Below are 20,827 nucleotides of genomic sequence, written 5' to 3'. Positions count from 1 at the left end.
CGGGCGGGCGCGTCCGCGCGCCCGGCGCCGAGGCCGGTCATCCCGGGGTGAGGACGCAGAACTCGTTGCCCTCCGGGTCGACGAGCACCCGCCAGTGGATGTCGGCCCCGCCCACGTCGGCGGCGGTGGCGCCGAGGGACCGCAGGCGGGCGGTTTCGGCGTCCAGGTCGTCCGACGGGTACGGGCGGACGTCGAGGTGCACGCGGTTCCACCCGGTCTTCGCGTCGGCGGTGCGGGCGAACCGCAGGTACGGCCCGACGCCCTTCGCGGAGCGCAGCATCGCCTGCCGGTCGGTCACCTCGTGCACGGTCCAGTCGGTGGCCCGGCTCCAGAAGCCGGCCATGCCCGGCGGGTCGGCGCAGTCGACCACCACCTCGGCGATCGGCCCGGTGTCCGCGTGCCGCGGGTTCGGCTCCCGTACGCAGAACTCGTTGCCCTCCGGGTCCGCCAGGACCGTCCACGGCACGTCGCCCTGGCCGATGTCCGCAGGGGTGGCGCCGAGCGCGGTCAGGCGCGCGACCAGCTCCGCGTGGTGCGCAGCCGAGGTGGTCGCGAGGTCGACGTGGACGCGGTTCTTCGCCGTCTTCGGTTCGGAGGAGACGACGAGATCGATGTAGAGGGCGCGGGGGTCCGGGTAGGTGAGGTCCTCGGGTTCGAGGTTCGTTACACCGGGGGCCTCGCTGGAGATCCCCCAGCCGAGCACCTTCGCCCAGAAATCGCCGAGCGCCACCTCGTCGTGGGCCTTCATGTTGATCTGTACGAACCGGGTTGCCATGGCGGCGATGGTAGGTGCCGCGCCGGGTCGCCGTGGTCCCGGCAGGTGATCAGGAATCGAGAAGCGCGCCGTCACCGCCGCGCCATAGCGTTGTCATCAGGCGGTCGGCACCACGCGGACCGCGAGTCACGAGGGGGGATCGAGATGTCCGACGGGTTCAGCGCCGAGGAACGCGCCGCGATGAAGGAGCGCGCGGCCGAGCTGCGCGCCGAGGGCAGGAAGGGCGCGAAGAAGGCCGACGACCTCCAGGCGGTGCTCGACCGGATCGCGCAGATGGCGCCGGAGGACCGGAAGCTGGCCGAGCGCGTACACGCCACGATCACCGCCGCCGCCCCGGACCTGTCGGCGAAGACCTGGTACGGCATGCCCGCGTACGCGAACGCCGCCGGCAAGATCGTCGTGTTCTTCCAGGACGCGGGGAAGTTCAAGTACCGCTACTCGACAGTGGGCTTCCAGGAGGCGGCGAACCTCGACGACGGCGACATGTGGCCGGCGTCGTTCGCGCTGGTGCGGTGGAGCCCGGAGGTGGAGAAGAAGCTCGCCGAGCTGGTGCGTGCCGCCGTGTCCTGACCGTGCCGGCGGCGCGGCCAGGCGGGCGCGGCCGGCGACGTCAGCGCTGCCAGGAGTCGAGGCTGCGGACCGCGGCCCGGGCGATGTCGTCGGCCAGGCCGGGGTCGGTGCTGGTGCCCTCCCAGCCCTGGTCGTGCACGACAGTCACCGCGTCGGCGACCCGGATCACGAGGATCTGGCTGGTGCTCCGGCCCTGGGCCGGGCTGCCGTCCAGGCCGGTAGCGGGCCGGCTCACCGTGACCAGCAGGGCCTCGTCCCCGGTCCCGGCCATCGGCCGGGACACGACGGTGACGGTGCCGCCCGAGGCCTGGAACGACCGGCAGTCCGCCACCGCCCCGCGCACCCGGCGCAGGTAGTCGGCGGCGCCGGTGCCCTCGAACGCGAAGACGGTCTGGTGCAGCGTGCCGTAGGGGACGTTCTCCGGCGGGTCCTTCGGCAGTTTGTAGGTGCTCATCATCGCGGCGCTCGCGGTGACCGACCGCCCGCCGCTGCGGAACTCCTTGTCGCACAGCTCGGGCAGCGCGTCGGCGGCGTCGGTCGGCTGGGCGGCGGCCTTGCGCAGTTCCGGCGGCAGGTCGACGAAGGCGGACGTCGGGATCGTCACGGGCCCGCCGGACGACTGCGACGTCTCCGGCGTCGCGGGGGTGGTCGCCGAGGTCGCGCTCGTGCCAGCGGCACCGCCGTCGTTCCCACCGCCGTCGTTCCCACCGCCGTCGCCGCACGCGCCGGCCAGCAGCGCGGTGACGAGCAGGGGTACGCCAAGCATCCGCCTACGGCGACTCGGTGTCCTCATGTCGGCCTCCGTCCCGTGCCCGTCCCGACGACGTTCCCGATGTCACGCCGCCCGAAACGGCGCGCCCGTCCCCTGCTCACCCAACTGCCGGACACCCCGCCGCGTTCCGGCGCGCGGCCACCTCTTGACATATCGTTAGGCGCCTGACAATGTTGTCAGGTGCCTAACGATATGAACGCCTACGAGCTGGACGCTCCGGGTGTCTGGGCGAAGAAGTACTTCCTCGCCAGCCGGGCCCTCATGGAGTCCGTGCTGCGCCCCTACGATCTCGGGAACACCCAGTGGTACGTGTTGTACCGGCTGAGTGAGGGCCGGCCGGTCGGCCAGCGCACCCTCACCCGCGAACTCGAGGTCGAACGGGCGACCCTCAGCGCGGTCATCGCAGCGCTCGTCCGCAAAGGCCTGATCGAACAGGTGCCCGACCCGGACGACCAGCGTCAGAAGCAGCTGCACATCACGCCGGCTGGCGTGAACCTGTGGCACTCGCTCCCCGATCCGATGGCGTTGATCGCGGAAGTCGCCTTCGGCGGAGTCGACCCCGCGGACATCGAGACCATGAACCGGGTCCTCAGCGGCGCGACCAGACGACTCATCGACTACCGGAAGGAGCACGGATCATGACCGTTCTCGTGACCGGCGGAACGGGCCTCGTCGGCTCCCGCCTGCTCGGGCGACTCACCGCGGCGGGTGTCGAGTGCCGCGCCCTCGCCCGTCCCGGAAAAGCAGTGCCCGAAGGCGTACGGCGCGTCGAGGGTGACGTCCTCAGCCCCGAATCCCTGCCGGCAGCCGTGGAAGCCGTCACTGCGGTCATCCACCTGGCCGCTGTCTTCCGCACCCGCGACGACGATCAGATCTGGGCCGTCAACCGGGACGGCACCCGCAATCTCATCGACGCCGTTGAGAAGCACGCGCCGAAGGCCCGGTTCCTGCTGGCCAGCACCTCCAACGTCTACGGTTCCGGGAGCACGCACCCCGGGCGTGAGGACGACCCCGTCGCGCCGACGCTCGCCTACCCCGCCAGCAAGATCGAAGCCGAGCAACTGCTTCGTGCCAGCGGGCTCACCTGGGGCATCCTGCGGCTTCCCTTCATCTACGGAGACCGGGACGGGCACCTCGAATCGTTGCCCGAACTCGCGGCCGGCATGGGGTGGCACCCGGCACAGAGACTGAGCGTCTGCCACCACGCCGACATCGCCACGGCGTTCGCACTGGCCCTCACGGGCGCCTTCGACAACCGCACCGTCAACATCGCCGACGAGTCACCCCTGAGCATCTACGAGATGTCCCAGCTCGTCGGCTACTCCTACGGCTCCTCCGCCGAACCGCTCAGTCAGCCGTGGCGGGGGCAGATGGACATCAGCCTCGCCCGCAGCCTCGGCTTCACACCGACGATCAGCACCATCTACGAGGCTGTCCGCAGCGCCGCGCTCTGACCCGGCGCCAGCATCAACAAAGGATCGTTTGCGCAAACTTGTGTTTGCGGTAGCGTGAGGGCATGCGCTCCGATCCGGACCTCGATCTCGCCTTCGCCGCCCTCGGCGACCCGGTCCGCCGCGCCCTGGTGACCCGCCTCGCCCGGGGTGAGGCCACAGTGGGCGAGCTGGGTGAGCCGTTCGACCTGACGCCGCAGGCCATCTCCCACCACGTCGGTGTGCTGCGCCGGTGCGGCCTGGTCGAGCAGCGCCGGGAGGGTACGCGTCGGCCGTGCCGGCTGCGCGTCGACCGGCTCGCCCGGCTGAGTACATGGATCGACGAGCAGCGGCGCGCCTGGGACGACCGTCTCGACGCGCTGGAGACGCACCTCTCCGATCCGGAGGCGACCCGGTGACGGCCCGTACCGAACGGCACGGCGACGAACTGATCGCGCGGCGCCACCTGCCCGCCGCGCCGGACCGGGTGTGGGAGGCGTTCACCTCACCGTCCGGCATCGCCGCGTTCTGGGGCGGCTCGCACGCCACGGTGCCGCCTGGCTCGGTGACTGTCGACCTGCGACCGGGCGGCGGGTTCGCGCTGGACACCCGCGCCCCGGACGGCCGGACCGGGCGCCTGCGGTTCGTCTACGTGAGCGTCGACGAGCCGCGTGAGCTGGTGTTCGACGAGCCGGTCACCGGCCTGCGCACCACCGTCACGCTGCGGCCCGCCGGGTACGGCACCGACCTCACCGTGCATCAGCGCAGACTTCCGCCCGAGTTGCGCAGCGACCAGGCGGCCGACGGGCTCGCCTCGATCCTCGACGCCCTCGCCGCCCACCTCCGACACCACGACGATGGAGACACCAGTGACCCGAGCAACCCAGCGTGACCTGGTCGCCGAATACTTCGACGGCTTCCGGGCGAGCGACCACGAACGCATCCTCGCCACGCTCACCGACGACGTCGAGTGGGTCATCCACGGCCACCGCACCACCCGGGGCCGGGCGGAGTTCGACGGCGAGATCGAGAACCCGGCGTTCACCGGCAGCCCGCGGCTCGACGTCGAACGCGTGCACGAGGACGGGCCGGTCGTCGTGGTGACCGGCGAGGGCCGGGGCGTCAGCGTCGAGCACGGGCCGTTCCGGTTCGCCTTCAACGACCTGTTCACGTTCCGGGACGGGCTGATCGCCCGCGTCGACTCCTACGTCGTCCCGCTGCCTGGCGCGTGAGCACCGCCTGACGCCCCGGTGAAGGCCCGGCGGTACGCCGACGGCGAGGTCCGCATCGCGGCGGCGAAGTGGTGCCGGAACGTCACCGCCGTCTCGAACCCCACCGCCGCGGCGACCTCCTCGATCGGCGCGGTGGTCGTCTCCAGCAGCGGCAGGCTGGCCTGGACGCGCCGGTCGATCAGCCAGCGGATCGGGGTGGTGCCGGTGGCCCGCGCGAAGTGCCGCAGGTAGGTACGCGCCGACATGTGCGCCCGCCGCGCCAGCCGGTCGACGGTGATCGGGGTGTTCAGGTTCGCCAGCGCCCAGGCCATGCTCGCCGCGAGCCGGTCGTCCTCCGGGTCGCTCGGCACCGGCGCCTCGATGAACTGCGCCTGGCCGCCCTCGCGGTGCGGCGGTACGACCAGCCGGCGGGCGACCGCGTTGGCGATCGTCGGGCCGTGGTCGCGGCGTACCAGGTGGACGCAGAGGTCGAGGCCGGCCGCGCTGCCCGCGCTGGTGAGAATGTCCCCGTCGTCGACGTAGAGCACGTCCGGGTCGACGCGGACCGCCGGGTGGCGCCGGGCGAGCAGGTCGGCGTACCGCCAGTGGGTGGTGGCGCGGCGGCCGTCGAGCAGTCCCGCGCCGGCCAGGACGAACGCGCCCGAGCAGATCGACACGATCCGGGCGCCGCGCCGGTGGGCCGCGCGGAGCGCGTCGGTGAGCGCGGGTGACGGGTCGGCGTGCACGTCGGCGACGCCCGGCACGATCAGCGTGCCGGCGGCGGCAAACGCGTCGAGGCCGTGGTCGGTGTGCAGGGTGGCGCCGCCGACCAGCCGTACCGCGCCGGGGGTCTCCGCGCAGACGGTCAGCTCGTACCAGCCGACGTCGAACTCCGGGCGGGGCAGGCCGAAGACCTCGGTGACGATGCCGGTCTCGAACACCGACATGCCCTCGTACGCGAGCACCGCCACGGTGGCGCGATTCATGGCGGGATCTTAGCGACCGGTGTCGCTCACGCCACTGGAGCGGCCGGACGGCGGCCACCACGATGGGTGTCATGTCGAACGTCCTGCGCACTCCTCCCGCCCGCCCCGCCGACGCCCTCGCCCACTTCTCGGCCCGGCTCGCCTTCGAGGCCGACGTGAGCGACGTGCACGCCGACCTGGAGGCGGGCGTGACCGGCCTGGTCGTGGTCGACTCGCGCTCCCTCGCGGCGTGGCGGCAGGGGCACATCCCCGGCGCCGTGCACCTGCCCACCGCGGAGATCGCCGGCCGGGCGGGCGAGCTGGTCCCGGCGGGCGCCACTGTGGTCACGTACTGCTGGGGGCCGGGCTGCAACGGCGCCACCCGCGCGGCGCGGGAGTTCGCCCGGCTCGGCCGCCCGGTCAAGGAGATGATCGGCGGGTACGAGTACTGGGTGCGGGAAGGCTTCCCGGTACGCACCGAGGCGGGGCTGGTCCGGCGCCCCGCCGACGACCTCACCGCCCCGGCCGGCGCGTCGTGCGGCTGCTGAGTCGTGTCGGTTCCGTACAAGACGGCAGGTGGCTGCCGTTCCTAGCATTGCCGCATGCGTGATCTCGTCTACACCGGATTCATGTCGCTCGACGGCGTCGTGGACTCCCCCGGCGGCGGCCCGGGTGAGGACCACCGCAGCGGCGGCTGGGTCGTCAAGGACATCGAGTTCCTGCCCGAGGCGTTCTCGCTCAAGGGCGAGGAGCTGGCACAGACCACGGCGCTGATGTTCGGCCGGCGCAGCTACGAGGCGTTCGCGCCGACCTGGCGCGACTCCGACGACCACGCCGCCTACCGGGACCTGCCCAAGTACGTGGTGTCCTCCACCCTGCCCGACGACGCGCTGATCGACGGCTGGGGACCGCTGACGATCCTGCGCTCCACCGCCGACGTGGCCGCGCTCAAGCAGGGCGACGGCGGCGACGTCTTCATCCACGGCAGCGCGGAGCTCGCCCGCCGTCTCGCCGAGGCGGACCTGATCGAGCGGTACCACCTGCTCGTCTTCCCGGTGCTGCTCGGCGCCGGCAAGGGCCTGTTCACCCAGGCGGACCGGGACCGGCAGACGCTGCGTCTGCGCGACTCGGCCGCCTACCCCAACGGCGTCGTCAAGCTGATCTACGACGTGACCCGCTGAGCCGGGTCCAGCGCTATCGCCCCACCGGCGCCCGCGCGCAGCTCACCGGCCGTCCGTCCGACGTACCGGCGCAGCGCGCGGGCCAGGTGCGGTTCGTCCACGTACCCGAAGGTGGTGACCGCGTCGGCGGGCGGGCCGCCCGCGGCCAGCAGCACGGCGGCGCGGCGCGCGCGGTCGATCTGCCGTACCGCGCCCCGGGTCAGCCCGGTCGCCGCCCGGAACCGGCGTTCGAGGGTTCGCGGTGACGCCGGTGGACGGCCGCCACGCAGCGTCTCGGTGACGAGCGGGTCGCGGACCACCACGCCGGCACGGATCAGCCGTTCCACCAGGGCCTCGGCGTCGTCCGGGCCGGGCGTGGGCCACCGGCCGCCGTCGAGGCGGAACGTCCGGCGGCCCACGTCGGGCAGCTCGGCGCCGCCGTCCACCAGCGCGGGCGTGGGTACGAGCCGCAGCGAGGTGCCCACCGCGAACTCGATGCCGACGAACGTGGCGCCCTCGGGCACCGGCGCGGTGCCGGTGGCGGTCTCGGGGCCGGAGACGGCCGCGTAGGAGCGCCCGTCGCGCTGCCAGAACACCAGTCCCCAGCACGGGGTCGCCACCGAGGTCATCTCGTCGACCCGATCGCTGACGCAGGTCCACACGGTGTCGATCCAGGCCGAGTCGGACGCCCGTGTGGTGAACCGCAGCTCCACGGCAGGAGCATACGGCGGCCCAGGTGGGGATCATTCGCTCACCGCCTCGCACGATCCTTCGCGTTCCGGAAAGGACCGTCGAGATACGGAGGTGGAATGGACCGGTTGGGTGAGCGTTGCGCGCAGTGTGCCGAATCGCTACCGTCGCGGGATGACCGACGAGCCACCGGTACGGGTCGCGCTGCGGGTCAATGACGTAACGGCGGCCTCGACGTTGTATCAGAGTTTTGGTTTCGTCCCGGTGGGCACGGTGCCTGGCGCTGATGGTGGTCTCGCCATGGCAATCCTCCGGCGGGGTCCGTTGCAGTTGCTGGTCGACGCGCTGGTTGGCATCCCGTTCCCGGACAGCGCCCGGGAACGTCAGACGAAGACCGGCCCGCGCGGGCTCGGCGTTGTCATCGGGCTCGAGGTAGACGACATCGACGAAGCCGCCCTGCGGTGTGAAGCTGCCGGCTGCGTCATCAGTGCCGGTCCGGCGAACGCACCGTGGGGAGAGAGGTACGTCGAGTTCGAGGACCCCTTCGGCTATGCGTGGAAGTTCTTCCGAGTGACCGACTCGACGCACGACGGCTTGCAGTCTGTCCACGATCTGTGGTTCGGGCAGGCAGGCTCGTGATGCGTCCCCTTCCGAGCGGGACGAACACCGTACCGCCGTCACCGCTCTACCGTGCGGCGGATTCCTGCCCGTTTCGCTCGTCGTCCCGGGCGGGGTAGCCGAGGATTTCCGCGAGGTCACCGGCCGCCTTCGTGTACGCGGCGTAGATGTCGTCGTCGAAGTGGTTGCGCCAGTCGCCGGACGCGCCCTTGCGGTAGTGGGAGATCCGACCGGGCGTCTCCTTCGACTTCTTCATCCTGGTGAAGCTGTAGCGGGCCAGCAGGGCCTCCAGCTCGGCCGGGGGCAGCGTGATGCCGCAGTGCCGCAGGAGCTGGTCGACCTCGTCGGCCTGCCGCTCGCCGGTCAGGTCCTCGTAGCGGAACAGCCGGAACGTCTCGTCGCTCGGCGCGACCGCCCAGGACCGCATCTGCCCGAACTGCTTCTTGTCGCGCAGGCGGTCGATGACGTAGAGCATGCCCTCCTTCTTCGGCAGTTCCTGGAGGGCCTTGCGTGCCTGCGGGATGTCGCCCATCGGGGCGTGCGAGTTGCGCAGCGAGAAGTAGCTGGACACGACCACGTCGCGCGGGTCGCGGATCACGAAGAACGCGCGGTAGCCGCCGGCCTTGGGCACCGCCTCGAACCGCTTGTGGGAGAGGAAGATCGCCAGGCCGATGCGGCCGGCCGGCACCGGCGCGGTCGCGCCGCCGGAGTAGAAGCGCGGGTCGTAGGGCAGCAGCCCGCTGTGGCGGTAGACGGCCGGGTCGCTGAACAACGCCTTGATCCACTGGCTGCCGGTCTTGCGGACGGTGCAGTGGAAGATGTTGTCGAACTCGCTGTGGGCCACCACCGGAACGGTGAGTCGCATACGGGCGTTGCGCGCTTCCATCTGCGCCCGCCGGGCCTTGACCCGCAGAGAATTCGGCGAATTGTGCTTGGCGAATTCGACGGCCCGATTAATCATTTCCCAACCTCATCCGGACCCCGCGGAGCAGGGGCAGCACGAACACCTTTCCGCACGTCACGCAGGTGAAGTCCGCAGACCTCGCCTGCTCCGCCCCGCGCCCCGACGCGCCGCTAGGAATATCCCCGACGGTCCGATTGATGTCAATCCCGGGCGGCTGGGAGAACGCTGAAAATCTACAATTTCCATAGGAATTGCGGAATAGGCGCGACGGGCACCCGCGGCGACCCGCGCACCGGCACAATGAGCCCCGTGCCCACCGCCACCCGCGACCTGCTCGCCGCCCTCGACCCGCTGCCCCACCGCGACCGGACGCGACGCCTCGTGGCGTGGGCACGCACCGCGCCCGACCGGGCGCAGGTCTGCGCCGACCTGCGCCGGCACGGGCCCTACGAGCGGCGTCTCGCGCTGCTCGCCGCGCTGGCGACCCGGAACCCTCGATCGCCGCCACCGCGCTGACCGCCGCCGTGCGGGCCGGCGTGACGCCCGCCGACCTGACCGACCGGCCGGCCGGCGCGCGGCGGCGCGTCTACCCGGCGCTGCGCCGCAACCCGGTGCCGGCCGTCGCCGACGCGCTGATCATCGGGGTACGCGAGCGGTTCGGTGACCACGAGGCCGCCGCGTTGCTGCCGGCGTGCGGCCCCGAGACGGTACGGGCGTGGCTGCCCGACCTGGAGCACGCGCTGCACCCGGAACGGCTGATGCGATCGCACTCCGACATCGTGCTGGCGCGCACCGGTGAACGGATGGCCGTGGCCCCACCGGAGTCACGCGGGCGGATCTGGGCGGAGGCCGCCGGCGCGGTGCTGGGCGGCGATCCGGCGCGGGCGCTGGACCTGCTCGACGCATACGCGCCCGAGGAGTCGCTGCCCGGCCCGCTCGTCGCGTACGGGCGGCTCGCCGCACACGACGCGCGCCGGGTCGTACGCCTGCTGACGTCGCCCGGCCGCGCGGCCTGGCTGGCCCGGATCGTGCCGCCCCGGGCGCTGCTGGGCCGCCTCGCCGCGCTGCCCACGGGTGAGCTGATCCCGCTCGCCGCCCGGCTGCGGGACCACGACCGGGCGCTCGCCGCGTTGCTGCGCGCCGTGGCGCCGAGCCGCCGCGCCGAGCTGTACGACGGGGCGCTTGCCGACACCGACACCACCGCGCTGCTGCCGGGCACCGCGGTGATGGAGGTGTTGCCGGCCCCGGTGCGGGCGCGCGAGGCGACCCGCGTGCTGACCCTCCCGGCCGTGCGCGAGCGCGAGGAGCAGGTGCGGTTCTGGAGCGCGTACCTGCCGTGGCCGGAGGCGTCCGCGTCGGCGAGCGCGGCGCTGCGCTCGGGCGACGCGGAGGAACGCGCGGACGGCTGGCGGCTGCTGGTGGCGGCCGCGCGCCGCTCCCGCGACCCGCGGACGGTGGCCCAGGTGGTGGTCCGGCTCGGCCGGCTGCGTAACGAGCAGGACCCGGTACGCGCGGCCGCGCTCACCGCGCTGGCCACCGTGGCGCCACTGCTCACCGCCACGAGCGCGGGCGGGCTGACCGGGCTCACCACCGACGCGGTCGACGCGCGGGACACCTCGGCGACCACCACCACGGCGTTGAGCCGGCTCGCCGTCGACGTCCTCACGCTTCACGTGGACGTGCCGGAGCTGGTCGAGTGGGCACTGCGCACGATCGACGCGGCGAGCAGTGACGCGAACGTGCCGGTGCTGCGCCGGCTCGACACGGTGCTGCGGCACGGCCAGGAGCGGGTCGTGTTCGACCGGCTGCGCGGCCGGATCGAGGCGGGCATGGCGCGCGGCCGGTACGGGCTGCTGTTCGCGTTCACCCACGCGCTCGGCCGGCGGGCGTGGCGGCTGCCGGAGCTGCAGGACCTGCTGCGCCGGGCGATCGGGCCGGACTCCCTGCCCACAGTGGCCCGTACCGCGGTCGGCCTCTGGCTCGACGATCCGCGTACCCGCTCGCGGCGCGTCGCCGAGGTGCTCGACGTCGACGCGTCGGCGATCGCGATCCACGAGGTGTGGGCGATCGTCTGCACGTCGCGCACCGACCTGCTCGACCGGGTGCTGAACCGGCCGCCGCACGGCCGGTTCGTGGAGAACGGGAAGCGGTGGGTGCCCGGCCCGGCGCCGCGGGCGCAGTGGTGGCTCCCCCGCCACCAGGACCATTTCGTCGCGCTGCAGGCCCGCGTCATCGCCGACTCCGGTCACCGGGTGTGGCAGCGGGCGGCGGCGATCCGGGCCGCCGCCGGGGCCGGTTCGGCCGGACGCGAGCTGGTGCTGCGCCACGTCGACGCGTCCGAGGTGCCGGTGGCCGAGGCGGCGCTCGGCGCGCTGGTCTGGACCGACCGGCCGGACGAGGCGTTCCCGCTGCTGCTACGGTACGCCGACGGCGACCGGGCACGCGTCGCGCTGTACGCCGCCGGACGGGCCGCCCGGTACGTCCCGCCGGCCCGGCTGGCCGAGTTGCTGGGCGGGGTGCTGACCGGTGCCGCGAAGGTCACCAGCCGCAAGGAGGCCGCCCGGCTCCTGGCCCGCTACGCGCAGGTGGACGTGATGGCGGCGCTCGGCGAGGCGTACGCCGATCCGGGCACGCACCGCGACGTCCGCGCGGCGATCGTCTCCGCCGCCCGGCAGCGGCTGGGCACCGAGGCGACCTGGGCCGTGCTGCGCGCGGCGGTGCACGCCGGCCGCGAGGAGCGCCGGGCGGTGCTCGGCGCGTACCCGTCGGGGATCTCGGAGCGCCACCGCCGCGCCTACGCGGGCCTGATCGCGACGGCGTGCCGGGCCGACGACCGGGAGGTCCGCCGCGCCGCGTTCGACGCGCTCGGCGAGTGGTCGCCGTGGCTGACCGGCGTCACCGACCTGGTCGTGGACCGGCTCACCGACCCGGACGAGACGACGCCGGGCATCGGGGTGGCGAACCTGCTGCGGGCCGGTGGCGACGCGGCGTTCCGGGCCGCCCTGACCCGGCTGGTGGAGCGGGACGCGGCCGACGGCGACCCGGGCGGCCCGGTGACCGACCGGCCGGCCCGGCGGCGCGTCGAGTCGCTCGCGGAAGGCGCGGCCCTGTGGTCCGAGGAACGCCCCGCGAGCGCCGACCGGGCCGGGCTGGTCGAGGCGGCGCGGTGGCTCGCCGGCCGGGACACCTTCCTGGGTACGGCCACCGGGCTGCTCGTCGACCTCGGCCGCCTCGACGACCTGGACGAGGTCGCCGCGCTCTGCGCCGGCCGGCCCGTGGTAGCGGTACGCACCGCGCAACGCGTCGGCGCGCGCCTGCTCACCATGCGGCGGCGGCCCGATCCGGCCGCGCTGGCCGGCACCGTGGCCCACCTCGCCGGGCGCGGCGACCTGGCCGGCGGGCTGTTCGCGGTGACGCTCGTGGCGCACGGGTCGGAGTTCGGCTGGAAGACCCCGTGGCGGGACCTGCTGACCGGGTTGCGCCGTCACCCGGACGCCGACGTGCGGGAGGGCGCGTACACGCTCGACATGAGCTGACCGGGCCGGGCGTCGCCCTATGCTCGGAACGTGACGCTTCAGCGGATGGACCACGTCAGCGTCGTGGTGGACGACCTGCCGGCCGCGATCGCCTTCTTCACCGAACTCGGGATGGAGGTGGAGGGCGAGATGCCGGTCGAGGGGGCCTGGGTGGACCGGGTCAACGGCATCGACGGCGTGCGGGTCGACATCGCGATGATGCGCACCCCGGACGGCCACGGCAAGCTCGAACTGACGCGGTTCCGGGCGCCGGCGCTCGTCGCCGCCGACCCGGCGGACGCGCCGCCGAACACGCTCGGCCTGCGGTCGGTCATGTTCGCCGTGGACGACGTCGACGACACGGTGGCCCGCCTGCGGGCCCACGGCGGCGAGCTGATCGGCGAGGTGGCGGACTACGGCGACGTCTACCGGCTGTGCTACCTGCGCGGCCCGGCGGGCGTCATCGTTGCGCTGGCCGAGCAGCTGAGCTGACGCCTACCGCGCGTCGACCGCCGCCAGCACCGTCATCGCCTCGCGTTCGCGGACGGCCAGGTCGGCCAGGACCGCCGACGCGCGGGTCAGGTGGACGGCGTCGCCGGTCCGCCCGGCGGCGGCGATGTGGTCGGCGACGGCGGTCCAGAGCGGCGCGATGTCGGCGTACATGAGCTGTGCCCGGCGCACCCGCGCGTCGCCGGTGACGGCGGCGGCCTCGGCGAGGAAGTCCCGGTACAGGGCGCGGAACAGCGCGCCGCCGGTGCCCCCGCGTTCCATCAGCGTCGCGGCGAGCGGCAGGTCGCGGGCCGGGTCGGCGGCGCGCTCCAGCCAGCGGGTCACCCGGGCGGCGGCGGTGGCGATCCCCCGGTGGCCGAGGTTGGCGATCGGCGGGTCGAGGAACGCCTCGGCGTTGGCGCGTACCGCCGCGCGGACGGCGGCGTCCAGGTCCGGCGGGCCGCCGGGAGCGGTGAGCGTGTACGACAGGTGGCGCGCGGTCATCGGCCCACGCGCGGCGCGGGCCCGGGCCAGGCTGTCCAGCGTGGTGCTCACCGCGCCGCCCTGCTGGGCGGTGTCGACCAGGTGGGCGTGGGTGTCGTCGTAGCCGTACATCGCGACCGTGTGCCCGCCGAAGTGGACCCTGGTGGTGAAGTAGTCCAGGTGGTACGAGTCGAGTTGCAGGCCGACCGGCTGACCGGCGTCCAGTGCGTCGGTGACGTTCCGCCACGCCTTGGCCGCCGACGTCGTCTCGCGGACGCGCAGGTCCAGACCGAGGCGGCCGGCGGCGGCCCGGGTCACGCACAGCGGCTTGGTGCGCCCGCCGAGGAACGGCACGTCCATGCTCTTGGCGTCCCAGTAGACGAAGCCGAGCCCTTCGCCGAGGCCGAACAGCATGGGCTCGGACAGGCCCAGGCCGGCGTGCCGCGTCAGCACGCCGAGCGTGGTGGTCTCGCAGTGCACCCCGCCGGTCGGCGTCACGTCGTCGAGGATCACGACGGCTCCTGTTCCGCCGTCACGGCGTTCGGGTCGTGCGCCACGGCTGCGGCGCCCGCTTCGTGCGTCGCGACGACGGCGCCCGGGTCGTGGCCGGGGGCCGGGGACAGCAGCGGGCGCAGCGGCCCGTCGCCGGGGACGCCGGGCATCCGGCGGGCCACCCCGGCGAGCAGGTCGGCGGCCTGGACGCGCGGGTCGTCGCGCGAGTCGGCCATCACCAGCCCGGCCAGCGGCGACGGGCCGGCCGGATCGCCCGCGGCCAGTGCCGCCTGGAGGCGGCGCAGCCGGTCCTCGGTGAGCGCGCTCTGCTCGTCGTGGATCACCAGCACCCGCCACCGGCCGCCGCCGCTCCAGTGCAGGACGGTCTCGGCCAGCGCCGGCAGCAGCGGCTCCAGCGGCGGCGGGATCGTCCGGTCGCCCCCGTACAACCGGGCCTGCACGGCTGCCACCCGGGCCGGGTCGAGCGCGTCGAGGACCGCACCGGCCCGCGTGTCGTCGACGTGGCGCCGCAGCGCGTCCCGCGCGGCGAAGAACCGTGCCACGCTCCGGTCGTCGGCCCGGTCCCGCCGCTTGGTCCGCAGCATCTCGACCACGGCGGCGAGGAAGACCGCCCAGCCGGGTCCGGCCGCCCGCCCGGCCCGGTGCAGCGCCGCCGCGGCCGGACGCCGGTCACCGGCGAGGCGGGTGCCCGCCGCGTACGACGGCTCGGCCAGCAGCAGGTCGACGACCCGGGTCGCGAGGAAGAACTCCTTGTCGACCAGGTGCACGTGCGCCCGGCCGCGCAGCGCCGACAGGAACCAGCCCACCGCCTCGGCGGCTTCCCGGCGGCGCAGGAACTGCCGGGACTTGACCTCGTCGGGCGAGAACCGGAACCCGGACCGCAGCGTACGGATCAGATCGGCGGCCTCGTCGCGGCTCAGGTCGACGCCGGCGTGGACGATCACCGGGGTGGCCGGATCGAGCAGGTTGGTGCCGGAGAAGCCGGACTCGTCGCAGGCGATCTCCCGCACCGCGCCGGTCAGCGCCGCGCCGGGTGGCAGCCCGCCCTGGAGCGGCAGCCTCGCACCCGTCGACCCGGCCATGCCGACCATGCTCGCCCACCCGGCCCGCGGTGGACCAGCGGTTAACCCGGATCGGGCCGGCGGCGGGCCGTGACGCGTCATTCCACCGGCCGGTAGATCGCGGTCAGGCGCGGCAGCCGGGCGCGCATCTGCTCGTCGTCGTCGAAGTCGAAGTCCTCACCGGCCGGGTCGGCCGGCGCCGGGCCGGGGGGAGCAGCGCGGTCGGCGGCGTCGAGCGCCTCCCAGAACGCGTCGGTGCCGGCGCCGGTCGCCTCGGCGTACGCGTCGCCCGCCGCGCTCAGCACCGCCTCGCACTCGACCGCGTCGTCGTCCGGGTCGACACCGGCCCCGGCGAGGGAGTCGGGGTCGGCGACGGCCCGCTCCCAGACCGTCCGCCCCTGTGCCACCAGCCAGCCCCGGAAGTAGTCGAACCCGTCGTCCGAGCAGCCGCCGCGCATCAGGTAGGCGGCCGCCCACAGATCCCAGCGCCATCCCTCCGACGTCACGTCGTCGTACGCCTGCTCGAAGCCCACGATCGCCGCCGGACTCAGCGCCGACAGCTCCGCCACCAGGTGCCGGGCCACGACGTCGGCCCCCTCGGCGGTGACCGTCTCGCGTCCCGCGGCGCGACGCGCCCGCTCCACGATGTCCCAGAACGTCTCCCGATCCACGGCGGGACCGTACGCCGCCCCACCGACAAGCTGTCAGCGCCCGTGTCAGCGCCGTGTCAGGGCGGTGGCGGTACGGCCGCGGATGGTGGTCGCATGACGAGTTCAGCGATAGCGGTCTCCGGGCTGCGCAAGGCGTACAAGGACCGGGTGGTGCTCGACGGCATCGACCTGGACGTCCCCGCCGGGACGATCTTCTCCCTGCTCGGCCCGAACGGGGCCGGCAAGACCACGACCGTGAACATCCTGACCACCCTGATCCGCGCCGACGGCGGGTCGGTGCGGGTCGCCGGGCACGACGTGGCCACCGAGGCCAAGGCGGTCCGCGCGGCGATCGGCGTGACCGGGCAGTTCGCGGCGGTGGACGAACTGCTCACCGGGCGGGAGAACCTGCAACTGATGGTCGACCTCGGCCCGCGCGACCGGGTGCCCGGCAAGCGGGTCGTCGCCGAGCTGCTGGAACGGTTCGACCTGGTCGAGGCCGCCGACAAGCTCGTGTCGACGTACTCCGGGGGCATGCGCCGCAAGCTGGACCTGGCGATGACGCTGGTCGGCGAGCCGCGGATCATCTTCCTGGACGAGCCGACGACCGGGCTGGACCCGCGCAGCCGGCGCACCATGTGGTCGATCATCAGGGAGCTGGTCGCAGGCGGCGTGACGGTCTTCCTCACCACCCAGTACCTCGACGAGGCCGACCGCCTGGCCGACCGGATCGCGGTGCTCGACCAGGGCCGGCTGGTCGCCCAGGGCACGCCGGAGGAGCTGAAGCGCCGGATCCCCGGCACGCACGTGCGGTTGCGGTTCGGCACCGGCGCCGAACTCGACGCGGCGGCGCTGGTGCTGCCCGAGGCGGAACGCGACGAGGAGGCGCTGGCGCTGCGCGTGCCCACCGACGGCGGAACCGCCTCGTTGCGCGCCCTGCTCGACCGGCTCGACGCGCACGCGATCAGCGCCGACGACCTGTCCGTGCAGACCCCCGACCTCGACGACGTCTTCCTGGCCCTGACGGGCCGTACCCCGGAGGTGGCCGCCAAATGAGCCGCAACCACTCGGTCGTCATGCTGCGCCGCAACCTGACGCACCTGCGCCGCAACCCGACCTCGGTGTTCAACGCCGTGCTGATGCCGATCATCGTGATGCTGATGTTCGTGTACATGCTCGGCGACGCGTTCTCCGTCGGCGTCGACTACGTCGACTACGCGACGCCGGGCCTGATGCTGCTGGCGGTCTGCTACGGCCTCGGCGGCACCGCGACGTCGGTGAACTCGGACATGACCAGGGGCATCATCAACCGGTTCAAGGTCATGCACGTCTCCCGGGGCGCGGTGCTGACCGGCCACGTCGTCGCCACCGTGCTGACGAACGTCCTCGCGGTAGCGGCCCTGGTCGGCGTGGCGTTCCTGCTCGGCTTCCGCCCGGCCGCCGAGCCCCTGCACTGGCTCGGCGTGGCCGGCGTGGTGGTGCTGCTCAGCGTCGCGGTCAGCTGGTTCACCGTCGCGCTGGGCCTGTTCGCCAAGTCGCCGGAGTCGGCGGGCATGGCCTCCGTGCCGCTGGTCCTGCTGCCGTTCTTCAGCAGCGCGATCGTGCCCGCCGACAAGATGGGGCCGGGACTGCGGCAGTTCGCCGAGTACCAGCCGTTCACGCCGATCATCGAGACCCTGCGCGGCCTCCTCGAGGGCGCGCCGTCGGCCGGCGACCTGATCCCCGCGCTCGCCTGGTGCGCCGGCATCGCGGTGGTCGGCTACCTGTGGGCGCGGTCCACGTTCACGAAGCGAGCGTGACCTCGACCAGCCGCTCCCAGCCGGTCTCCCGGCCCTGTGCGACCGCCTCGGCGAACCCCGCGTCGCCGAGGCGGTCGCGCGCTGCCGCCTCGATCCGGGGCACGTCGGGGTGGGCGCGGTCGGGCAGCCCGCGTACCGCGGTGGCGGCGCCGAGCAGCCGCGCCGCCTGGTCCGGCCGGTCGAGCCGCACCGCCAGGTCCGCGACGCCGACGAGCACCTGGGCGGTCAGGGGCGCGTAGCCACCCTCGCGCGCCGCCCGGCACGCCGCCGCCCGATGGGTACGGGACTGCTCGACGTCGTCGGTCAGGTAGCCCAGCAGATCCTCGATGCCGGCCCGGACGCCCGCCAGGTTCGCCTCGTCGCCGAGCAGCGCCGACACCGACCGCAGTTGCGCGTACGCCTCGTCCGCGTCGCCGTCGTGGCGGGCCAGGTACGCCTTCGTCAGCGCCAGCTCGGCCAGCGCGCCCGGCCAGGCGACCCCTGCGGCGAGCCGCTGCGCCTCGGCCACTGCGGCGGCGCTCGCCGCCTCGTCGCCGTCCAGCCGGTACAGCCACGCCAGCCGCGCCCGTATCCGGATCACGTCCTCGACGGCGCCGACCTCGGTCACCGCCGCGACGGCCTGCTCGTAGTAGTCGCAGGCGGCGGCGACGTCACCGCGTACGGCGGTCAGCTCGGCCAGCTCGCTGAGCGCGAACGAGATCCCGAAGCGTTCCCCGATCGCCCGGAACTCGGCGAGCGCCTGCCGCAGGCACGCCTCCGCCTGCGGCGCCTCGACGCCGAGGATGACCCGCAGCTTGCCCAGATGCAGCCGGGCCAGCGCGCATACCCACGGGTCCTCGTGGTCGAGCAGCGACTCCCAGGCGGGCAGCAGCGCGTCCGGCTCCCGCAGCATCCGCTCCAGCGGCACGACCAGGGCCATCTCCGGGTAGGTGCCGCGGCCCTCCGCGCCCAGCCGGTACGCCTTGTGGATCCACTCCGACGCATGCTGCGCGTCGCCCGGCCCGGAAGTGAGGAAAAGCACCACGAGTCCGTACACCACGGCGCGGATGTCGTCGGGCACGTCGCCCGGCGCCTCGGTGGCCGCGATGATCAGCTCCATGCCCTCGCTGCGGTGGCCGCCGAGCCACCAGTACCAGCCGCCGCCGGCCGCGAGCCGCATCGCCTCGGCCCCCTCACCGGCGGCGAGCGCCCCGCGCATCGCGGCGGTGATGTTGTCGTGCTCGGCTTCGAGCCGGGCGAGCCAGGTGAGCTGGTCGGCGCGCCGCAGCCGCGGCTGCGCCGCCTCGGCCAGCGCGGTGAAGTACGCCAGGTGCGCGCGGCGCGTGGTGTCCTCCTCCTCCGCCTCGGCGAGCCGCTGCGCGGCGTACTCCTTGATCGTGCCGAGCATGCGGTAGCGCGGCGCGACGTCGCCCGCCGCGACCAGCAGCGACTTCTCGGTCAGCGCGGTGAGCAGGTCGAGCACGTCGCCCGGCTCGACGGCGCCGCCGCCGCAGACCCGCTCGGCCGCGTCCAGGCCCGCCCCGCCGGAGAACACCGACAGCCGGCGCAGCACCGCGCGTTCGGCGTCGGTGAGCAGTTCCCAGCTCCAGTCGACCATCGCGCGCAGCGTCCGGTGCCGGGGCAGGGCGGTCCGGCTGCCGCCGGTGAGCAGCCGGAACCGGTCGTCGAGCCGGGTGGCGAGCTGGTCGACGGACATGGTGCGCAGCCGTGCCGCGGCCAGCTCGATCGCCAGCGGCATGCCGTCGAGCGCGCGGCATATCCGCGCCATCGTCGTCGCGGTACGGGCGTCGAACACGAGGTCCCGGCGTACCGCGGCGGCCCGGTCCCGCAGCAGGCGCACGGCGGGCGACGACTCGACCTCGGCGGCAGCGGCGTCCCCGCCCGGCAGGCCCAGCGGCGCGACCGGCCACAACGCCTCCCCGGTGATGCCGAGCGGTTCCCGGCTGGTGGCCAGGATGCGCAGCCGCCGGCACTCGCCGAGCAGCCGGTGCGCCAGCGCCGCCGCCGCCTCGACGACGTGTTCGCAGTTGTCCAGGATCAGCAGCATCGCCCGGTCCCGGATCGCCGCGACGAGCCGATCGGCCGGTTCCGCGCTGCCCGCGTCGCCGAGCAGCGCGTCGCGCAGGCCGAGCCCGGAGATCGTCGCCTGCACGACGTCCCCGTCGGCGCTGATCGCGGCGAACTCGACCAGCCACACCCCGTCCGGCAGGTCGCCGGTCAGCCTGCGCCCGGTCTCGGTGGCCAGCCTGGTCTTGCCGGAGCCACCCGGACCGGTGAGCGTGGTGAGCCGGTGTTCGGCCACCAGCGCGCCGACGGCGGCGAGGTCGGCGTCCCGGCCGACGAAGCTGGTCAGCTCGGCGCGCAGGTTGGTCCGGCGGGTGTCGTCGCGGCGTACCGTCTCGCCGCGCAGCAGCGCGACGTGCAGCGCCGACAGCTCCGGCGACGGATCGGCGCCGAGGGCGTCGGCGAGCGCGTCGGCGGTGCGCTGGTAGACCATCAGCGCCTCGGTGTCCCGGCCGGCCGCGACGAGCGCGCGCATCAGCGACATGGCGAGCCGTTCGCGCACCGGATGGGCGGCCGCCAGGTCGGTCAGCTCGGGGATCAGGTCGGCCTCCCGGCCGAGCCCGATCTCCGCGTCGTACCGGTCCTCGGTGGCGGTCAGGCGCAGCCGTTCCAGCCGGGTGGCCGCCGCGTCCAGCGCCGGGCTGTCGGACAGGCCGATGTCGCGCAGCGCGTCGCCGCGCCACAGGCCCAGCGCCTCGCGCAGCAGCCGTACCCGCTGCGGCCCGTCGCCGTCGCGGGCCCGGCGGACGAGACGCTCGAACCGTACGGCGTCGACGGCGTCGGGCTCGACGGCGAGCCGGTAGCCGTCGGGCAGCCCGTCGACGGCGCCCGCCGGCAGCGCCTTGCGCAGCCGGGAGACGAGGCGTTGCAGCGCGTTGGCGGCGTCGGCGGGCGGCTGCTCGCCCCAGATCCAGTCGACGAGCGTCGCCTTCGGGACCACCCGGCCGGGCTGGAGCGCGAGGGCGGCCAGCAGCCCGCGCAGCCGCGCGCCCGGCACGTCGGCCGGGACACCGGCGTCCGTGGTGACCTGGAACGGCCCGAGCATCCCGATCTGCACCCGCCGATCCTGCCACGCCCGGCGACCCGGCCCGGTCCGCCGCCCCCGCCGGTCAGGTGGCCAGGCGAGATGCCGGCGCTACCTGGTCTCGTACGGGGCAA

The 20,827-nt window shown here is 74.1% G+C and carries 23 protein-coding genes; 14 read left to right on the top strand and 9 right to left on the bottom strand.

The window, feature by feature from the left end; all coding sequences use genetic code 11:
- Nucleotides 1-37: 37 nt before the first annotated feature.
- Nucleotides 38-775, bottom strand: coding sequence for a VOC family protein (locus tag O7546_RS07850; protein ID WP_281600677.1), 738 nt, complete (start codon nucleotides 773-775; stop codon nucleotides 38-40).
- A 144-nt stretch (nucleotides 776-919) separates the two neighbouring features.
- Here O7546_RS07850 and O7546_RS07845 point away from each other — a divergent pair, with 144 nt between their 5' ends.
- A complete protein-coding gene (locus O7546_RS07845; RefSeq protein WP_281600676.1) occupies nucleotides 920-1,345 on the top strand; it encodes a hypothetical protein in 426 nt (141 codons plus the stop codon).
- A 40-nt stretch (nucleotides 1,346-1,385) separates the two neighbouring features.
- On the opposite strand, the gene O7546_RS07840 is transcribed toward O7546_RS07845, so the two are convergent.
- Nucleotides 1,386-2,138 carry a hypothetical protein gene (locus tag O7546_RS07840; protein WP_281600675.1) on the bottom strand — a complete coding sequence of 251 codons (753 nt, stop codon included), beginning with the start codon at nucleotides 2,136-2,138 and terminating at the stop codon, nucleotides 1,386-1,388.
- A gap of 171 nt (nucleotides 2,139-2,309) precedes the next feature.
- Between O7546_RS07840 and O7546_RS07835 the strand changes: the two genes are divergently transcribed.
- The 5 genes from O7546_RS07835 (at nucleotide 2,310) to O7546_RS07815 (ending at nucleotide 4,779) form a co-directional block, all read left to right on the top strand.
- Nucleotides 2,310-2,759, top strand: a complete 450-nt coding sequence (locus tag O7546_RS07835) for a MarR family transcriptional regulator (protein ID WP_194800819.1) — start codon at nucleotides 2,310-2,312, stop codon at nucleotides 2,757-2,759.
- Nucleotides 2,756-3,571, top strand: a complete 816-nt coding sequence (locus O7546_RS07830) for an NAD(P)-dependent oxidoreductase (protein ID WP_281600674.1) — start codon at nucleotides 2,756-2,758, stop codon at nucleotides 3,569-3,571. The genes O7546_RS07835 and O7546_RS07830 overlap by 4 nt, the downstream gene beginning before the upstream one ends.
- A 62-nt stretch (nucleotides 3,572-3,633) precedes the next feature.
- Nucleotides 3,634-3,966 (top strand): metalloregulator ArsR/SmtB family transcription factor, encoded by a 333-nt coding sequence (locus O7546_RS07825; RefSeq protein WP_194800817.1) that lies wholly within the window; start codon nucleotides 3,634-3,636, stop codon nucleotides 3,964-3,966.
- The gene (locus tag O7546_RS07820; protein WP_194800816.1) at nucleotides 3,963-4,439 is read left to right on the top strand and encodes an SRPBCC domain-containing protein; all 477 of its coding nucleotides are present in this window, start codon (nucleotides 3,963-3,965) and stop codon (nucleotides 4,437-4,439) included. The genes O7546_RS07825 and O7546_RS07820 overlap by 4 nt, the downstream gene beginning before the upstream one ends.
- Nucleotides 4,417-4,779 carry a nuclear transport factor 2 family protein gene (locus O7546_RS07815; RefSeq protein ID WP_135239141.1) on the top strand — a complete coding sequence of 121 codons (363 nt, stop codon included), beginning with the start codon at nucleotides 4,417-4,419 and terminating at the stop codon, nucleotides 4,777-4,779. The genes O7546_RS07820 and O7546_RS07815 overlap by 23 nt, the downstream gene beginning before the upstream one ends.
- Here O7546_RS07815 and ftrA read toward each other — a convergent pair.
- Entirely contained in the window at nucleotides 4,752-5,744 is a 993-nt protein-coding gene (ftrA, locus tag O7546_RS07810) for a transcriptional regulator FtrA (protein WP_281600673.1), read from the bottom strand. The genes O7546_RS07815 and ftrA overlap by 28 nt on opposite strands.
- Nucleotides 5,745-5,806: 62 nt before the next feature.
- On the opposite strand from ftrA, the gene O7546_RS07805 reads away from it, so the two are divergent.
- On the top strand, nucleotides 5,807-6,271 hold the full coding sequence (locus tag O7546_RS07805) for a rhodanese-like domain-containing protein (protein WP_281600672.1): 465 nt from the start codon (nucleotides 5,807-5,809) through the stop codon (nucleotides 6,269-6,271).
- 54 nt (nucleotides 6,272-6,325) lie between these two features.
- Nucleotides 6,326-6,904: a dihydrofolate reductase family protein gene (locus O7546_RS07800; RefSeq protein WP_194800813.1), complete on the top strand. Its 579-nt coding sequence runs from the start codon at nucleotides 6,326-6,328 to the stop codon at nucleotides 6,902-6,904.
- Here the strand turns inward: O7546_RS07800 and O7546_RS07795 are convergent.
- On the bottom strand, nucleotides 6,886-7,596 hold the full coding sequence (locus O7546_RS07795) for a helix-turn-helix domain-containing protein (protein ID WP_281600671.1): 711 nt from the start codon (nucleotides 7,594-7,596) through the stop codon (nucleotides 6,886-6,888). The two genes, O7546_RS07800 and O7546_RS07795, sit on opposite strands and share 19 nt — an antisense overlap.
- 151 nt (nucleotides 7,597-7,747) lie before the next feature.
- Here O7546_RS07795 and O7546_RS07790 point away from each other — a divergent pair, with 151 nt between their 5' ends.
- Nucleotides 7,748-8,212, top strand: coding sequence for a VOC family protein (locus O7546_RS07790; RefSeq protein ID WP_121683115.1), 465 nt, complete (start codon nucleotides 7,748-7,750; stop codon nucleotides 8,210-8,212).
- Between the two features lie 46 nt (nucleotides 8,213-8,258).
- Here O7546_RS07790 and O7546_RS07785 read toward each other — a convergent pair whose 3' ends face one another.
- Nucleotides 8,259-9,152, bottom strand: a complete 894-nt coding sequence (locus O7546_RS07785; protein ID WP_121683114.1) for a sulfotransferase domain-containing protein — start codon at nucleotides 9,150-9,152, stop codon at nucleotides 8,259-8,261.
- A gap of 252 nt (nucleotides 9,153-9,404) precedes the next feature.
- On the opposite strand from O7546_RS07785, the gene O7546_RS07780 reads away from it, so the two are divergent.
- From O7546_RS07780 to O7546_RS07770, 3 genes are read left to right on the top strand one after another with little or no spacing between them, the layout of a single operon-like run.
- Nucleotides 9,405-9,611 (top strand): hypothetical protein, encoded by a 207-nt coding sequence (locus O7546_RS07780; protein WP_281600670.1) that lies wholly within the window; start codon nucleotides 9,405-9,407, stop codon nucleotides 9,609-9,611.
- A gap of 20 nt (nucleotides 9,612-9,631) precedes the next feature.
- Nucleotides 9,632-12,631 carry a hypothetical protein gene (locus O7546_RS07775; protein WP_281600669.1) on the top strand — a complete coding sequence of 1,000 codons (3,000 nt, stop codon included), beginning with the start codon at nucleotides 9,632-9,634 and terminating at the stop codon, nucleotides 12,629-12,631.
- A gap of 45 nt (nucleotides 12,632-12,676) precedes the next feature.
- Nucleotides 12,677-13,102: a VOC family protein gene (locus O7546_RS07770; protein ID WP_194801038.1), complete on the top strand. Its 426-nt coding sequence runs from the start codon at nucleotides 12,677-12,679 to the stop codon at nucleotides 13,100-13,102.
- A gap of 3 nt (nucleotides 13,103-13,105) precedes the next feature.
- Here the strand turns inward: O7546_RS07770 and O7546_RS07765 are convergent, their stop codons facing one another.
- From O7546_RS07765 to O7546_RS07755, 3 genes are all read right to left on the bottom strand, one after another.
- Nucleotides 13,106-14,095 (bottom strand): BtrH N-terminal domain-containing protein, encoded by a 990-nt coding sequence (locus tag O7546_RS07765; protein ID WP_281600668.1) that lies wholly within the window; start codon nucleotides 14,093-14,095, stop codon nucleotides 13,106-13,108.
- The gene (locus O7546_RS07760) at nucleotides 14,092-15,177 is read right to left on the bottom strand and encodes a DUF3800 domain-containing protein (RefSeq protein WP_269696449.1); all 1,086 of its coding nucleotides are present in this window, start codon (nucleotides 15,175-15,177) and stop codon (nucleotides 14,092-14,094) included. Before O7546_RS07760 ends, O7546_RS07765 begins: the two co-directional genes overlap by 4 nt.
- 77 nt (nucleotides 15,178-15,254) lie before the next feature.
- Nucleotides 15,255-15,827: a DUF4240 domain-containing protein gene (locus O7546_RS07755; RefSeq protein WP_269696448.1), complete on the bottom strand. Its 573-nt coding sequence runs from the start codon at nucleotides 15,825-15,827 to the stop codon at nucleotides 15,255-15,257.
- Between the two features lie 93 nt (nucleotides 15,828-15,920).
- On the opposite strand from O7546_RS07755, the gene O7546_RS07750 reads away from it, so the two are divergent.
- Nucleotides 15,921-16,862, top strand: a complete 942-nt coding sequence (locus O7546_RS07750; protein WP_194800806.1) for an ATP-binding cassette domain-containing protein — start codon at nucleotides 15,921-15,923, stop codon at nucleotides 16,860-16,862.
- The gene (locus O7546_RS07745) at nucleotides 16,859-17,605 is read left to right on the top strand and encodes an ABC transporter permease (RefSeq protein WP_194800805.1); all 747 of its coding nucleotides are present in this window, start codon (nucleotides 16,859-16,861) and stop codon (nucleotides 17,603-17,605) included. Before O7546_RS07750 ends, O7546_RS07745 begins: the two co-directional genes overlap by 4 nt.
- Here the strand turns inward: O7546_RS07745 and O7546_RS07740 are convergent.
- Nucleotides 17,589-20,726, bottom strand: a complete 3,138-nt coding sequence (locus tag O7546_RS07740) for a BTAD domain-containing putative transcriptional regulator (protein WP_194800804.1) — start codon at nucleotides 20,724-20,726, stop codon at nucleotides 17,589-17,591. The genes O7546_RS07745 and O7546_RS07740 overlap by 17 nt on opposite strands.
- Nucleotides 20,727-20,827 lie beyond the last annotated feature (101 nt).

Origin of the sequence: Micromonospora sp. WMMA1976, from assembly GCF_027497335.1 — a bacterium.
Classification (GTDB): Bacteria; Actinomycetota; Actinomycetes; order Mycobacteriales; family Micromonosporaceae; genus Micromonospora; species Micromonospora aurantiaca.
The sequence above is the reverse complement of the archived record's forward strand: the minus strand, read 5'-3'. Positions and strand labels throughout refer to the sequence as shown.